The 15,812-nt window shown below is 62.9% G+C and carries 13 protein-coding genes; 8 read left to right on the top strand and 5 right to left on the bottom strand.

All coding sequences use genetic code 11. The features are described from left to right. Nucleotides 1-55 precede the first annotated feature (55 nt). Together QRN42_RS06810 and QRN42_RS06805 are read left to right on the top strand one after the other, a co-directional pair. On the top strand, nt 56-937 hold the full coding sequence (locus QRN42_RS06810; RefSeq protein ID WP_284978500.1) for a LysR substrate-binding domain-containing protein: 882 nt from the start codon (nt 56-58) through the stop codon (nt 935-937). Nucleotides 938-1,334: 397 nt separating this feature from the next. After that, the gene (locus QRN42_RS06805; RefSeq protein ID WP_284978499.1) at nt 1,335-1,637 is read left to right on the top strand and encodes a hypothetical protein; all 303 of its coding nucleotides are present in this window, start codon (nt 1,335-1,337) and stop codon (nt 1,635-1,637) included. 69 nt (nt 1,638-1,706) lie between these two features. Here the strand turns inward: QRN42_RS06805 and QRN42_RS06800 are convergent, their stop codons facing one another. Next, complete coding sequence (locus QRN42_RS06800; RefSeq protein WP_284978498.1) at nt 1,707-2,129, bottom strand: DUF1003 domain-containing protein; 423 nt, start codon at nt 2,127-2,129, stop codon at nt 1,707-1,709. A 167-nt stretch (nt 2,130-2,296) separates the two neighbouring features. Next, nucleotides 2,297-2,494, bottom strand: a complete 198-nt coding sequence (locus QRN42_RS06795) for a hypothetical protein (protein WP_284978497.1) — start codon at nt 2,492-2,494, stop codon at nt 2,297-2,299. A gap of 133 nt (nt 2,495-2,627) precedes the next feature. On the opposite strand from QRN42_RS06795, the gene QRN42_RS06790 reads away from it, so the two are divergent. Further along, nucleotides 2,628-3,365 (top strand): GAF and ANTAR domain-containing protein, encoded by a 738-nt coding sequence (locus tag QRN42_RS06790; protein WP_284976707.1) that lies wholly within the window; start codon nt 2,628-2,630, stop codon nt 3,363-3,365. Nucleotides 3,366-3,510: 145 nt separating this feature from the next. Here QRN42_RS06790 and QRN42_RS06785 read toward each other — a convergent pair whose 3' ends face one another. From QRN42_RS06785 to QRN42_RS06775, 3 genes are all read right to left on the bottom strand, one after another. Next, nucleotides 3,511-4,419, bottom strand: coding sequence for a GGDEF domain-containing protein (locus QRN42_RS06785; RefSeq protein WP_284978496.1), 909 nt, complete (start codon nt 4,417-4,419; stop codon nt 3,511-3,513). Next, a complete protein-coding gene (locus tag QRN42_RS06780) occupies nt 4,416-7,847 on the bottom strand; it encodes a response regulator (RefSeq protein ID WP_284978495.1) in 3,432 nt (1,143 codons plus the stop codon). Before QRN42_RS06780 ends, QRN42_RS06785 begins: the two co-directional genes overlap by 4 nt. 190 nt (nt 7,848-8,037) lie before the next feature. After that, nucleotides 8,038-9,135: an ATP-binding response regulator gene (locus QRN42_RS06775; RefSeq protein WP_284978494.1), complete on the bottom strand. Its 1,098-nt coding sequence runs from the start codon at nt 9,133-9,135 to the stop codon at nt 8,038-8,040. A 270-nt stretch (nt 9,136-9,405) separates the two neighbouring features. On the opposite strand from QRN42_RS06775, the gene QRN42_RS06770 reads away from it, so the two are divergent. From QRN42_RS06770 to QRN42_RS06750, 5 genes are all read left to right on the top strand, one after another. After that, on the top strand, nt 9,406-9,690 hold the full coding sequence (locus tag QRN42_RS06770; RefSeq protein ID WP_350224866.1) for a phospholipase domain-containing protein: 285 nt from the start codon (nt 9,406-9,408) through the stop codon (nt 9,688-9,690). 163 nt (nt 9,691-9,853) lie between these two features. Beyond that, a complete protein-coding gene (locus tag QRN42_RS06765) occupies nt 9,854-11,041 on the top strand; it encodes an acyl-CoA dehydrogenase family protein (RefSeq protein WP_284978493.1) in 1,188 nt (395 codons plus the stop codon). Nucleotides 11,042-11,067: 26 nt separating this feature from the next. Continuing rightward, entirely contained in the window at nt 11,068-13,182 is a 2,115-nt protein-coding gene (locus QRN42_RS06760) for a 3-hydroxyacyl-CoA dehydrogenase NAD-binding domain-containing protein (protein WP_284978492.1), read from the top strand. 8 nt (nt 13,183-13,190) lie between these two features. After that, entirely contained in the window at nt 13,191-13,805 is a 615-nt protein-coding gene (locus tag QRN42_RS06755) for a TetR/AcrR family transcriptional regulator (RefSeq protein ID WP_284978491.1), read from the top strand. After that, on the top strand, nt 13,802-15,358 hold the full coding sequence (locus tag QRN42_RS06750) for a long-chain-fatty-acid--CoA ligase (protein WP_284978490.1): 1,557 nt from the start codon (nt 13,802-13,804) through the stop codon (nt 15,356-15,358). The genes QRN42_RS06755 and QRN42_RS06750 overlap by 4 nt, the downstream gene beginning before the upstream one ends. Nucleotides 15,359-15,812 lie beyond the last annotated feature (454 nt).

Below are 15,812 nucleotides of genomic sequence, written 5' to 3'. Positions count from 1 at the left end.
GCTGCGTCCAATATCATTTTTGTAAGGATTATTGCTTTCGAACGAAAGAATCAATGTGGAACTACGACAGCTCCGGTACTTCCTTGTAGTTGCCGAGGAACTCCACTTCGGCCGTGCGGCTGAACGTCTCCACCTCACGCAGCCGCCCCTGACGGTCGCCATCCGGCGGCTGGAGCGGGAACTTGGCGTTCAGCTGTTTGACCGCACCACGCGCAGGGTGACGTTGACCCCCGCTGGTGAGGCGTTCAGGCATCGCGTCCACGGAGCTGTCCATGAACTCGATGAAGCTGCCGACGACGTTGCCAGCGTGGCTGCCGGCATGAGCGGTCGGATCCGGCTGGGCTTTGTGAGTTCGGCCAGTTACACCACCGTCCCCGAGGCCATCCGGAGGTTCCGCGAGCAGCGGCCCAGGGTTGAGCTTGCGCTGAGTCCTCTCACCAGCGGCGAGCAGATCGAGCAGCTGCTCGACGGCGACTTGGACCTCGGACTGGTTCGTGACCCAGGTGAGATACCCGGACTGCGCATGGACTTGGTCAGTACCGAAGACCTCACCGCCGTGTTGCCAGAGACGCACACCCTGGCGTCACGCGCGGAAATCCAACCTCAGGACCTGGAGGGTGAACCGATGATCCTCTTCCCTTACCGCCTCATGCCCGGATTCGTAGCCCGAGTACTTCGCTTGTTCGAGGGCCTGGAAACATCTCCCCAGATTGTCCAGCAAGTCGTCCACCAGGAAACGGTTCTTGGACTGGTATCCGCTGGCCTCGGCATCTCCATCCTTCCCGAATCCGTAAGCCGCTTTCAGATGCCCGGCGTCATTACCCGCCCCATCGCTGGACGACCCCAAACAGCCCTCTATGCTGCGCAAGGAACCAGCCGTCACCCGTCCGTCGATTTGTTCCTCGATTGTCTGGCCCCTTCCAAGTTACAAGGCTGAAACCTTCGCGAGATGATGATGTAACCCGGGAGCGGTTTACTGTTATTCATCGTTGTTTCATATCGTGCAACTCGAAAACTGGAGTATCTGGTGAAGAACAGAATTCTCGTGAAGACAAGACGCAGCACGGCTTTCGGCATGCCCGGGCTCCGGCGCACCGGGGAGCACTGCCCCGTGAGTGGCTGGTGGGCATCGGAAGCGGAACCCAGGTCTGCGCAATTCATTAGCGAAGGAAGCATTATGCCAATGCTGGACGGGGCAGCGGTCACTTGGATGCGTCGGCAATGAAGAGGGCCGCAACAATGCGGAACGCCTGCCTTCGGGAACTATTGACATCGCTAGGGGCTGGGACTAGGACTGGCGGCATGGACCACGGCGGTCCGACCTAGGAGCAGTGATGGCTACTACATCGTACGGAATTGTTCACTTCTTTCCAGGTGGCACCCAAGAGCAGTACCTTGCCTCGATTGCTGCTGTCCACCCCGGCGAGGGTCAGCTCCCGGAGGGGCAGACCTTCCATGCGGGAGGTGCCTCCGCCGGCGGATGGACGATCATGGCAGTGCATGAATCGAAAGAGAGCTGGGAAAAATTCAGGGATGAAATCCTTCTCCCGCGCATGCAGGCGGGCATCGAAGGAGGGTTTACAGCCCCTCCTGAGGAAACAGTAATCGACCTGTTCGCCGTCATGACCGGAACATAAAGGGAAGTTGATTCTGAATCCGCCCGGCATCTTGCTGCTGACCTCAAAGTCCCGGTGGGCGAGGACGGTTCACGATGTTGAAGTGCTTCTAATGGCAACCGTCTTCTTGAGTTCGTGGAGGATTTCCAGTTGTTCGCGGTTGACGGCTATCAGCAGTTCGATCTCCTCCTTCGCCCTCAGATTCGTGTCGTAGTCGTGCTGGGCCATGGCGGCAGCAATGGCGTCCTGGCGTTTGGCGGCAATGAGAAGGATGGCACCCTGGAGCCCAGCCAGCATGGAGAGCAGGAGGTTCAAAAGGATGTAGGGGTATGGATCCCATGCCTTCGCCGCCAGTGCCCAGGTGTTGATTGCGGCCCAGATGATCATGAAGCCGATGAAGCTTCCAACGAAAGGCCAGCTTCCCATCCCGTTGCGCATGATGTCAGCGGCTCGCTGGCCTTTGGTGAGGGATGACTTATGCCTGTCGTGCCAGGTCTGTTGCTGATCGCTCATGTCTCAGACTAGTCCTCCGCGAACCAGTGTTGACCCTTCGGTGATGCTGCCGATGCTTTGTACTGGCGGTCAGGTGAAGGCGGTTTGACGGGACGTATGCCGGCCAATCAGGTCGCACAACTGCGCCGCGGGCGGGGCTTGGGCTGGGGTTGATGCCCGGTGGCCCGTCAGGGGTGAAGGTCCTCCATGGCCCAGGCCAGAAGGGTGAGTTCGAAGGGGTGCGGCTTCAATGCTTCGTGCACGTAGGCGTCCAGTTCCAGCCGACCGGCGTTTCCGCCTTCGGCCCAGTATTTGATCCATAACCGTTCAAGCGTGAGGTTCTCTTGTTCGAGCAGGTCTCGTGCTTTTTGCCTCGGGTCGTTCATCTCCTGATATCCCAGTACTATCGGCGGGGCCTCCTGCGCAGACTGAATAATCAGCTTGCTTAGTAATTACGTTACATGGAGCAGCTTTCCGGAACAACGGGGCCGGGGGGAAGAATGGACCTACCATGGGCTCATGGAAACCCCCGTACACACAGACCAGATCCTGAGTCTCCACGAACTGGTCACCGGAACAGCCGACATCAAAGCCATCCTGCAAGGAGTGACAGGCTTCGCGTCCACCGCGATGAGCCGGGCCGCGGGGGATCACATCGACTGCGCACTGACCCTGCGCCGACGTAAACGCACGGCGACGGTTGCGGGCAGCAGCGACAAGGCAGTCCTCCTGGACCACATCGAACAAAACCTCGGTCAGGGACCGTGCTTGGATGCCCTGGATCAGGGCAGGCCGCTGTTGCTGGACGACGTCGAAACCGATGTGTCATGGCCTGAGTACAGTCGAGCGCTGGCCGCCGAGGGATGCAGGAGTGCTTTGGGTGTTCCTATGGACCTGGGCGAGTCCTCCGAAGCGGTCCTGAACTTCTTCGCGTCCAAGCCCGGTCTCTTCACCCCTGAAGTCGTCGATGAAGCCGCGGCGTTCGCGCACGTGGCCGGCAGCGCCTTGCGCCTGGCGATCCGGATAGAAACTGTGGAACAACTCAATACCGACCTGAAAACGGCGATGGCCACCAGAACTGTCATCGACCTTGCCTGCGGGGCCATCATGGCCCAGAGCCGCTGCACCCAGGAAGAAGCCTTCAAGTTCATCACCAAAGCATCAAGCCACCGGAACGAAAAAGTCTCCAAGGTCGCCACCGACATCATCACCAACCTAGGCGGCGCAGCCGACGGACCCCTGCGCTTCGAAGACTAGGGTTGCGGGCAGGTCACTGTCGTTTACTTCCAGCACCAGGCTGTCTCCTATAGGTGGTGGCCGCGGCGGTCAGCTTCGATTTGGGCGCTGGCACGTTGCTGCATTGCGTCCCGTTCGCGACCGGCTAACGACGGCGTACCCGGCTTTACGGTGCCAGCTCGACCCGGTTTCGGCCTTCTGCTTTGGCGGTGTACAGGGCTGTGTCGGCCTCACCAAGTACAGCGTCGGCGTCGCCGTGATGCCCCGCGGTGAAGGCCGATATTCCTGCGCTTATCGTTAGGTGGCCCGTCGGGTCCCCGGAATGGATGATGTTCAGGGCCTCAACGGCGTGAAGTGCCCGTTCCAGCATGTCATTGGCTCTCTGTCTTGACTGATTGGGCAGCACGAGGAGGAATTCCTCGCCGCCGTACCGGTAGACACCGTCGCTGCTGCGAACCACGCTGGCGAGAGCTGCCCCGATGGCCCGTAGCGCCTGGTCACCTGCCTGGTGTCCGTAGATGTCGTTGTAGCTTTTGAAATTGTCGACGTCGCACATGGCCAGGCAGTAATCCTCCTCGTACCGTTGGCTGCGCGCGTGCAGTTGTGTGAGGTCTTCGCTGAGTTTGAGCCTGTTGTTCAGGCCCGTCAGGGGATCGGTTCGTGCTTGCTGTGCGAGCATCTTCCGGTAATGGGCCAGGTCGGCGTGCAATGTGGTCACCCGGTTTGCCACCAGCAGCCGGGTGTGCAGGACAAAAGGGTCCAATGGCTTGGTGACGTAGTCGTCTGCGCCGGCTTGAAGCCCGGCGAGGATGTCGTCCCGGGAGCCTTGCGAGGTCAGCAGCACCAGGTAGGTGTACAGGTCTGAGTCCCGGGCGCGAATGGCCCGGCACAGGGCCAGACCGTCCAGGCCGGGCATCATCCAGTCCGTAACCACTACGTCCGGCTGGTGCTCCAGGAACAGGGCCCACGCCTCGTCGCCGTTTGTCGCCGTGAGACAGCTGTGTCCGGAGCGGTCGACGGCGGCCTTCGCTACCAGGAGCGATCCCGGGTCGTCATCTGCAACGAGGACCCTCACCGCGCACCATCCAGGGCCTGCTCGAGTTCGATATTCACGTTTGCAAGCTCCGCTTCCAATCGGCTGAGGAGCTGAGGGACGTCGTCGAATTTTCCGCTGTGCGCGATTGCTTCGATCTCGCCGCATAGGGCTGCAGCGGTGGTGGCCCCGATGTTGGCGGCGGCGCCCCTGAGTGCGTGGGCGGTCCGGGTCATCGCCGGGCCGTCATTGTCGGTAATTGCTTGGTGCAGGGAGGCAATCCGGGACGGGATGTCCTTCCGGAATGCTTCTGCCGCCGCGGGCAGCAGGCCCATTCCGTCTGAAGGTCCGAGGTCGCGAAGTATGGCCAGCCGGCTTTCGTCGAGCCCCAGCCTCGCGGGTTCGGTGGCCACAGCCGAATGACCACCGGTCACGGCCAGGGGTCGCTCGGGCACGGCGCGCGTGCGTTGATACGGGACCCACCGGGCCAGCGCTGCTTCAAGTTCAGCGGCGTCGACCGGTTTGGCGAGATAATCGTCCATGCCCGCCGCGAGGCAGCGTTCCCGGTCGCCGTCGAGGGCACCGGCAGTCATGGCGATGATGGGAAGCCTGCTGTTTCCGTTCTCGCGGCTCCGGATGATCCCGGTAGCCTCGAATCCGTCCATCACCGGCATATGGCAGTCCATCAGGACAGCGTCATACCGAACCTTTCCGACGGCGGCAACGGCGTCGGCCCCGTTGGGGACGACATCGACGTCGTAGCCCAGCTTCGCCACTGTGGAGCGGGCCACGAGCTGGTTGACTTCGTTGTCTTCGACGACGAGAAGGCGGCCGCGGACGGGTCCCCGGTAGGAGGGACCGGTTGCGGAAGGCTCGCTCATGGCCGCCTTGGTAAGCCTCTTGGTCGGCGGCCGTTGTTCGCTGGTGGACATCAAGCGGATCAACCGGTTGTAGAACTCAGAGCTGCGGACTGGTTTCATCAGCCATTCCCGGACCCCGGCGTTGGCGATTGCGGAGCCGTCGATCTGCATGGTCGAGGTGAGCATGATCAGCTCGATGCTGGCCAGGGCCGGATCAGCTTTGAAGGCCCGGGCCAGTTCCAGGCCGTTGGTTTCAGGCATGCACATGTCCAGGACCGCAAGGTCGTAAGGTTCTCCCCGCTGTGCCGCATCCCGGGCCAGGGCTACGGCTGTCTTTGCGTCGGGCACGGCGTGAGGTTGCAGCCGCCAGCCGCGCAGCTGAGACTCCAGCACCAGGCGGTTCGTGGCGTTGTCGTCCACCACCAGTGCACGCATACCGGTGAGGAAGCCCGCGGCCGACAAGGGGTCGGCGGACGGTGGTGCCACCGGTAACGGGATACGGAACCAGAAGACACTGCCTTCACCAGGCACGCTGTCCATTCCGATCTCACCGTTCATGGCTGTGGTCAGGCGGCTGCAAATTGCGAGCCCCAAGCCGGTTCCGCCATACCGGCGGGTGGTCGAGGCATCAGCCTGGGAAAATGATTCGAACAACCGTGCATGCTGCGTGGGCTCGATGCCGATTCCTGTATCCCGGACTTCGAAGTACACCATGGCAATCGATTCGGGCCGGGCGTCACGTGTTTCGGTCCTAATCCGGATGGCCACTTCTCCTGCGGCCGTGAACTTCACGGCGTTGGAAGCCAGGTTCAATAGGATCTGGCGGATCCGGCCCGAGTCTCCGATCAGCCTGCCGGGAAGGTCGGGCTCGCAATAGGCGATGAGCTCCAACCGCTTGGCCTGCGCCGGCTCGGCCAGCAGCCCTGCGACCTCTTCCACCAGGAGCCGGGGATCGAAGGGGCGCGGGTCCAGTTCAACCTTGCCCGCCTCGAGTTTGGAAAAATCAAGGATGTCATTGATCAAGGCCAGCAGCGCCTCGCCGGCGCCTTTGACTCCTTCCGCATACTGCTTCTGTGTCTCATCCAAAGCGGTGTCGAGCAAGAGGGCAGTCAGTCCAACAACACCATTCATCGGAGTCCGGATTTCGTGGCTCATGGTGGCCAGGAATTCGGACTTGAGCCTGCTTGCTTCCAGCGCGGCGGACCTTGCCGCTTTCAGCTCGTTTTCGGCGGCCCGGCGCCGGGTGATGTCCCTGGCGATGATGGCGATCCCTCGCAGGTCTCCATCTTTTTGGATCGGCGAGACCGTCATGGACACCGGAATGACAGACCCGTCCTTGCCTACGTGTTCGGTTTCAAAGTTCATCGCGTCGCGGCTCTCCCGGAGCCGACCGAACATCTCCTCCGTGCCGTCCGCGCTTCCCCCGGGCAGGAGCATGCGTATGTCGCGGCCGATGGCCTCCTCGGCAGGGTAGCCATACTGCCGCTCCGCACCGGGATTCCAGCTAATGATGGCTCCTTGCGGGGAGGTGCTCATGATGGCATCCGTGGAGGAATTCACAATCGCGCCCAAGCCCTCAAGCTCCGCAGTCCGTGAGGCTACTTCCCGTTCCAGCCCCGTAGTCAGAGTGATGTTCTGAACGACAATCAGCACCTGGCGGATCAGGATGAGGACGACCGTTGCCCTGGCCACCACCAGCAGGAACGGACCGAGTTCCTGAACATGCGGCCCGGCAACGACCACCAGCGCCACCATGATGGGGACGTAGGGGAGCAGTTCCAAGGCCAGAGCGAATGCCTTGCGCTCGGGCTGCGGCTTTTGCGCGTAGGGGACCAGTGGTGCAAGCGCAATCAGGAGGAAAGCACCGATCCACCCCAGTGCCAGGGGGGAACCTGTTACTCCAGTGACGCCGTCGAACGTGAGCCTGATGTAGGTGCTGTCGGTGATGGTGAGCGCGAGCAATCCGCCGCCGAAGCATAGCCAGGGGAGGCGTTCTCCTGGCTGCCGGCGCATGGCGAGCACCAGCACCAGGGATGTCATGACCACATCCACCACGGGGTAGGCCGAACTGACGAGCACCGTCAGGAAGTCACCTTCGGAGCTTAGTGCCGGCCCGAGTGCCGTGTACCAGCTGACCGCCAGGACCGAGCCCGCGATCACCGAGGCATCAAGAGCTGCCCTGACCCAGCCCACCCTGGTGGTCCCGGCTGGCCGCTTGAAGCTGAACAGTGCGGCGGCGGCAGGTATGGAGTACGCGAGGAACAGGACGTCGGCGATCGAGGGAAACGGGTACGTGTTGTTGTTGGTGAGACCGAAGACCGTCCAGATCGCTTGGCCCCCAGCCCACGTAAAGGCGGCCACAGCCAGAAGGGACCACGCCCGGGCATTCTCACCCCTCCGGGCGGCCACGCTGCAGCTGAGACCGGCTGTCAGGGCGGCAGCAAGGATGCAAAAGTCACCTGTTACCTTGGCCTGCGCCGTTCCGTTGTTCCAAACGAAATATAACGCCAGCACCCCAAGGAGCATGGCAGTAAATACAACGAGCCCAACGACCCGGGCCATGCGTCCGCCGATCCGCCGTCGCGGTCTGAGGAGATCGTTCTGAGACACGTGGAGCCCTCCCAATAGAGCATGTCTCACCCGCACGAACCTGAGACCCGGGCCGCCCGAAGAGCCGGGCGGAGACGCACACTCAAAATATAGCTCTCAAGGCCACGCCAAGTGCTTCATGTGCCGGCTAATCGGCGATTCAGCCGAGGCCGAGCGTAGTGCATGGCAGGTGCGATACGGGTTCCTATCGTTAGTCTGGCTGACCGAGAAAAAGGCTCACGGTGGTCCCTTCACCAGGGTTACCTGAAATTTGCAGGCGCCCCTTGTGGGCTGCTGCGATGCGGGCACACGTCGCCAACCCCAACCCAGACCCGGGCGGATCCCCATCCCGGCGTAGCCGGACCAGCGGCTCCACTACGCGGCTCCGGTCCCCTGGGGTGATTCCCTTCCCGTTGTCCATCACCTGCACTACGGCGCCGGTACTGGTTGGCTGGCCTTGGACTCGAATCACCGGACGAACTCCGGAACGGGCATAGGCGACCGCGTTTTGAATGAGATTTTGCAGCGCGGTGCGCATTTGTGCCTCGTCAGCATCGAAGGCAAAGTCCTCACATTCGATCACCGCACCCGCTTCACCTAACCCGAGGCTTAAGTCAGCGGTGACCTCCTCCACCAACTTTGCCAGCGAAAGCTGCTTCCTCTCCAGAGAGCCACCGATGGAGGCGAATGAGAGAAGTTCCTCAACCATGGACAGCATTCTGCGACCACTCGAACCTACTATTTCCAGGTACGCCGAGGTCTCGTTCGGAGGAGGGGCGGGGTCCGTGGACGCCAGTTCCACGTATCCAAGGATCGTCGTTAGGGGGGTACGGAGGTCGTGGCTGACCCTTCCGGTGAAGGCGGCCAGCCTCTCGTTACTCGCTGTTGCGGCACCCAAGGCGTCAGCGAGGTCGGCGTGCAGGGCTGTCACGCGGTGAGCGGCGAGGAGGCGAGTATGCAGGAGGAAGGGATCCAAGGGTTTGGTGACATAATCATCGGCTCCAGCCTCCATGCCGAGGAGGACATCCTCCCGGGAACCATGGGAGGTCACGAGCACCACGTATGTATAGGCGTCTCCGTCGGCGGAACGGATAGCGCGGCACAGACTTAGTCCATCCATCCCTGGCATCTGCAGGTCCGTTACTACCACGTGCGGGCGGCGCGTCTGGTACAGGTCCCACGCGGTATCGCCATCGGCGGCCGTGAAGCATTCATGCCCGGACTGTTCCACGGCAGCTTGGGCGACCAGCAAGGACCCGGGATCATCGTCGACGACGAGCACCTTTAGAGACTCCCCGGGTCTGCCCATGCGTCCTCCCCATTTCGCGCGACATTGTGGCTAGCAGGGTCACCGTACCTTCCAACACTGCGACCACGCGGATCACGAACACTGAAGCCAACGGACACGCCGGCCACGCCACGCCGGCAACGGCGGCTGTGCAGCCCCGACCTGCCCGAGTCTAGTTGCGCCCAGCACGGAATTAGACTCCCGTGCTGAGGGTGTCCAGAACTGATTGGGCCAACTTACTCCTGACGCTTTTCAGGCCGGCGCCTCGCGGGCACAACGAATGCCGCGGACATCCGCGTAACGGTCACCGCCAATGGCAAATCGCCCCACGCACAGTTCCGGATTGAGAACGACGGCGCCACAGGGGTAACCCTGACTGTGACGGACGCTTACGGCGCTGGTTCCCAAACGGTCTCGCTCACACGGGGCGAGGACAAGTTGGTCGTTATCCCGACCCAAGGCGGTTGGTATGACCTGACCGTCACCTCCGCCGCTGACCCGAAGCTTTTCCGGGTCCTGGCGGGCCGGCTGGAAAACGGGAGTCCGCTAACGAGCGATCCCCAGTTGGGCCAGTAACCGAACCCGCATCGGCGCCTAGCGCCGGTGTCGGCGCGGGCTGGGAGAGCTGTCTTCCACTTTGCCCTTGGGGTCCGAACAATTTGCAGTTAGTATGCATATTGTTAGGTGAGTGTGATCTAGGCCTCACTTAGGTAACCCGAGGCGAAGGGGCCACGCGTTGATGCGAGCGGATGTGAACAGCGACTATTTCCTGCTTGATGATGAACTGACTCCCAAGGAGCGGGAGCTGCGGGACACGGTCCGTTCCTACGTGGAATCGGACATCCTTCCGGTCATCAATGACTACTGGGAACGCGCGGAATTCCCTACCGAGGTGTTACCGGGGTTGGTCCGACTCCGGATTATCGGCGGCACGATCGAGGGATACGGCTGCCCGGGCTTGAGCCGCAGGGCGGCCGGAATCGTTGCCCGCGAGATAGCGCGCGGGGACGGTTCCATCAATACTTTCATCGGCGTTCATTCGTCCTTGGCCATGGGCGCGATCAATATGCTCGGCAATGAGGCCCAGCGCCAGCGCTGGCTGCCCTCCATGGCAATCCTGTCGAAAATCGGCGCGTTCGCGCTCACCGAACCGCTGCATGGCTCGGATTCGGTGGCCCTGGAAACCAGCGCCCGCCGGGAGGGTGACAGCTATGTCCTCAACGGGCACAAGCGGTGGATCGGCAACGGATACATGGCTGACGTCGTCATCGTGTTCGCCCGCGATGATGCCGACGCCAAGGTGAAGGCGTTCGTGCTGGAAAGGGGCGACGACGGCGAGCACCCGGCCGGTTACAGGCCCACCGTGATCACGGGCAAGATCGGCAAGCGTGCAATACAGCAGGCTGACATTGTCCTCGACGGCGTGAGGGTCCCGGCCGAAAACCGGCTGGAGAACTGTGACTCATTCAAGGATGTCACGCGGGTTCTCACCGCGACTCGGGGCGGGGCCGCGTGGGAGGCGATGGGCCACGGCATGGCCGCCTACCAGATTGCCGCCCGTTATGCCCTGGAGCGGGAGCAGTTCGGCCGGCCGATCGGTTCGTTCCAGTTGGTGCAGAACAAGCTCGCCAACATGCTCAGCGAGCTGACAGCCATGCAGTTGATGTGCCACCGGATGGCCGAGCTTGCCGAAACCGGCCGGTTGACCAGCCCGATGGCTTCCATGGTGAAGATGTCCACGGCGCAGAAAGCCAAGTGGATATGCGCCGAGGCCCGCGACGTACTGGCCGGCAACGGCATCCTGCTCGAACGGCATGTGGCCCGGCACATGACGGACATGGATGTCGTCAGCACCTACGAGGGAACTGACTCCATTCAATCCCTGCTGGTCGGCCGGGACATCACCGGCATCTCCGCATTCAAATAAGTACCTACAGAGGGGTCAGGGACATCATGACCGAACCAGCACACCGGATCGTCGCCGTCGACATCGTTGACGGCGTCGCACGAATCACCATGAACCACGGCCGGGTAAACGCATTAGGCCGGGAGTTGCGCGGGGCACTGGGCGATGCCCTCGAAAGGCTCGCCGGGGATCCAGCGGTCACTGCTGTCCTTTTGCTCGGCCAGCCCCAAGCATTCTCGGCCGGGGCGGACATCACCGAATTCAACAGCCCCGAATTTGGCACCCCTGGACGCTACAGCCGGCCCGCCGAACCGGATCTCGGGGAGCTGGTGGCGTTGGTCGAAGAGTTCCCGAAACCTGTCATCGCAGGAATCACCGGCGTAGCCTTGGGCGGGGGCCTGGAGCTGGCGATGGCCGCCCACGCCCGGATCGCCGCGCCGACGGCGCGCCTCGGCCTGCCGGAGATCACCCTTGGATTGCTGCCCGGAGCCGGCGGAACGGGGCGCCTGCCCCGCCTGGTTGGACCGGAACGTGCCCTGGAAATGATCCTCACCGGCAAACAAGTATCCGCCTCCGAAGCGCTCCGGGACGGCTTGGTCGATGCGCTGATCGACGATCCAGGCTCGCCGAAGACCGTGCGCTGGGCTGCCGATTTCGTGGCCACGCGCACAGCGGAGCGGACCCGTGACCGGGCCGGCAGAATTGCTGAGGCCGCGGCCACACCCGGGACCGTGAGGCGCCTGTCTGCGGACGCGCTGCGCAAGGCCAAGGACCCTTATGCTGCCCAGGCCGCGATTGAGGCTATGGCGACCAGTATCGAACAGTCGTTTGACCGCGGAGCGGACGTTGAGCGGACGAAGTTCGAGGAACGACTCAAGAGCCCTGAATCGGCAGCCCAGCGCCACCTCTTTACCGCTGAGCGGGCAGCGCGCAAACCCGCTGATCTCAGTCCGGACGCGGCGAGGACCGTCCGGCGTGCAGGCGTCATCGGTGCCGGGACCATGGGCGGCGGGATCGCCATGGCCTTGGCAGGGGCGGCCATCCCCGTCACCGTTGTGGAGGCGGAACGATCCGCACTGGACCGCGGCCTGGCACAGATCGAGAAGAACCTTGCCATCTCGGTCTCCCGCGGCAGCCGGACCCAAGACGACGCAGCACGCCTGAAGTCGCTGATCACGGGCAGCCTGGACTACGCGGACCTCGCCGACGCCGACCTTGTCATTGAGGCAGCCTTCGAGGACCTGCAGGTCAAGCAGGAAATCTTCGCAACCCTGGACCGTCACGTGCGCCCCGACTGCGTCCTCGCCTCCAACACCTCCTACCTGAGCATCGACGGGATTGCAGCAGAAACGCGCCTTCCCGGCCGGGTGCTGGGCCTGCACTTTTTCAGCCCGGCGAACGTGATGCCGCTGGTTGAGGTGGTCCGCGGAGCAGCGACCGACACTGCGACGCTCGCCACAGGTTTCGCCACCGCCCGCCGGATGGGGAAGACACCGGTGGTCGTTCGCGTCTGCCATGGTTTCGTCGGGAACCGGATGCTTGAGGTGCGTTCGTTGCAGGCCGAGCAGCTGCTGCTCGAGGGTGCCCTGCCGGGCCAGGTGGACAGAGTCCTGAAAGGCTTCGGCTTCCGGATGGGGTCGTTTGAGATGGGTGACATGGCGGGTCTGGATATCGGTTGGCGGAGCCGCAAGGCCGAGGGTCGGACCGCACTGACCGCGGACGCGCTGTGTGAGGCCGGGCGGTTCGGGCAGAAGACCGGTGCGGGCTACTACGCGTACGCGGGCCGGGAAAGGCGTGATGATCCCGAGGTTGAGCAGCTCATCCTGGACATCTCACGGAACCTTGGCATATCCCGCCGGGAAATTTCAGACCGCGAAATCCTCGAACGGTTGCTCTTTCCAATGATCAACGAAGGCGCACGCATCCTCGATGAGGGAATCGCGGAGCGGGCTGGTGACATCGACGTCATCTGGGCCAAAGGCTACAACTGGCCCGCATACCGGGGCGGGCCCATGTGGTACGCCGGCCACGTCGGTACCGGCTACGTCGCGGAACGCCTGAGATTCTACGCGGAGCAGACCGCGGATGTAACGTTGCTGCCCGCCGGGTTCTTGGCCGAAGCCGCCCACGATGTGGGTTCGGCCGCGGGCCTGCGGGGATGACGACAGCTGTGGATGGACGAACCGCCCGCGCCCGGCGGACCCTCAGGATTATCAGTGACGCCCATATCGGGCTGATCAACGACGGGGAACTCAAACCGTCCGCCAAGCAGATCGCGGCCCGTGCAGGGGTCTCTGTCCGGGCGCTGTGGGACCACTACAAGGACATGGAAGCCCTCATGGCCAACACGGCCGCCCGCCAACTCACCGAACAGGACGACGCTTTCAAGCCGGTGCCAGCGGGGCTGCCTCTCGCGGAACGTGTCGCGGCATACAGCTTGCAGCGCGCTGCGGTCCTGGAGGCCATCGCACCGCTTGCCCGTGCCGCCGATCTGCAGCGTCCGTTCTCCGCGGCGTTGCAACAGAACTTGCAGGAGAACCTTAAGCGGATCAGGAACGACGTCGAACGGTTGTTCGAAGTTGAACTGGCCGGGCTGGACCCGGCACGCCGAACGCGCATGGTCCTGTCGATCTGCGCGGCCGCGGACTGGGCGACCTGGAAGCTGCTGAGGGACTCCCTGGGGCAGTCCGTGGAACAGGCACGGGCTGTCGTCGAAAACACGTTGACCGCATTGCTCGATGGTCCGACAATCGGGCCCGACAACACGAGAAAGCAGAACCCATGACCGCTTTATCGCTCGCCTCCATTCTCGCCGAATCGGCCCGCAAATACCCGGACAAGACCGCCGTCATAAGCGGCGGCCAGTCGTACACCTATTCGAGGCTGTGGCAGCACGCCCGCAGCTACGCCGGGCAGCTCCGGCAAGCCGGAATCGGACCGGGCGACGTCGTGGCGCTCATGTCCCCGAACGTCGTAGAGTTCCCCACCGCCTACTATGGCGTGCAGGCTGCCGGCGGAGTCGTGGTCCCCGTACACCTGCTGCTGACCGTCGAGGAAGTCATCCATGTGCTCCGCGACAGCGGCGCCAAAATCCTCGTCTGCCACGCCGCGTTCCTCGCAATCGGGCGGCAGGCGGCCGAGGAGACCGGAATCCCGGTGCTGCTCGTGGGCCCCGTGCCCGAGGGAGAAGACAACGTGTCCCGCCTCCGCTCCGATGGCGACCGCGAATTGGGCAGCTACGTTACCCGGGAGGCGGAGGATCCGGCTGTCATCTTCTACACCTCCGGCACAACGGGCCGGCCCAAAGGCGCCGTCCTGACGCACCTGAACATGGTCATGAACGCGACTGTATCGGCCGTGGACGCCAACGACGTGCGTACCAGCGACATCGCACTCGGTTGCCTTCCGCTGTTCCACGTCTTCGGACAAACAGCCAGCATGAACGCACTGTTCCGGCTCGGCGGCACTCTCGTTCTGTTGCCACGGTTCAGCGGCGAGGCAGCGCTGGAACTGATGGCCGCCCACGATGTGAACGTCTTCCACGGCGTCCCCACCATGTACATGCAGCTGCTTAGCGCCGCCGAAGGCAGACCTGAACTGCCGTCACTGCGGCTGTGCGTCTCTGGGGGCGCAGCGCTGCCCCTGGCCGTTATGGAGAAGTTCAATTCCACGTTCAACGCCACCATCTATGAAGGCTACGGACTGTCCGAAACATCCCCGGTGGTCAGCACCAATACCCCGCACTCAGGCGTCCGGCCTGGAAGCGTCGGACAGGCCATCTGGGGTGTGGAGGTCCAGATCGGCGATCACCGGGTACCCGAACGAGTGGTTCCCGTGCCAACCGGTGAGCTCGGAGAGATCTTGGTCCGCGGCCACAACGTCTTCGCCGGCTACCTCAACAACCCGCAAGCCACGCAGCAAGCAATGGTGGAGGGCTGGTTCCGTACCGGGGACCTCGGAACCATGGACGAGGACGGGTTCATCTATGTAGTCGACCGGACCAAGGACGTCATCATCCGCTCGGGCTACAACGTCTACCCGCGGGAGGTCGAAGAGGTCCTCTCCCGTCACCCCGCGATCGCCCAGGTCGCCGTCATCGGCATCCCGGACGAGTTGCGGGGCGAGGAAGTGTGCGCGGTCGTTGTCCTGGATCCTGCCCACGCGGACAACGCACCCAGCGCGCAGGACATCATCGACTGGAGCCAAGAGCACCTTGCCAAATACAAATACCCCCGCCACATCCGGTTCGTCGGCGAGTTTCCCTTGGGCCCCAGCCACAAAGTGCTCAAAAGGGAACTGCGCCGGACTGTGGGCCTCGACGAACAAAACCAAGCCTGAAGGACCGCAGCCACACCCGCCTTGAACCCGGAGCGTCGGGCACTGGAGGAACTTTGGGAAGAAACCGGCCTGGATGGGGCAAATCTCCTCGATCTCAGGGCTGGAACTGTTCAGCGGCTCAGCACCGTTTCGCCTGCGGCCTTCGGTCGGGCGTGCTGATGAGTATCCTGCCTTCCCGCGGGCCTGGCCGGGCGTCCGACGTTTGGAGTTCTTGGGGCATGAAGCGGCCTCCCGATATGGAAATGGCACCCTGAAGAACCGATCGCCCGCCACTCCGCAAGAAGTCTTGAAAAGCGTTTCACTGAAAAGCTATGTGTTCGCTTGCTGGAATGGCACGATAGCGATTGTCAGGAGACTGATCATTCATTTGGGGGATGTTGGGGATCCATGGGGCAGGACAGCCAGGATAGCGACACGAGCACGTCAGCAACGCGGCCACTTCGGGGTGGTTTGG

The sequence above is a fragment of the Arthrobacter sp. fls2-241-R2A-200 genome (assembly GCF_030209745.1).
Classification (GTDB): domain Bacteria; phylum Actinomycetota; class Actinomycetes; order Actinomycetales; family Micrococcaceae; genus Arthrobacter.
The sequence above is the reverse complement of the archived record's forward strand: the minus strand, read 5'-3'. Positions and strand labels throughout refer to the sequence as shown.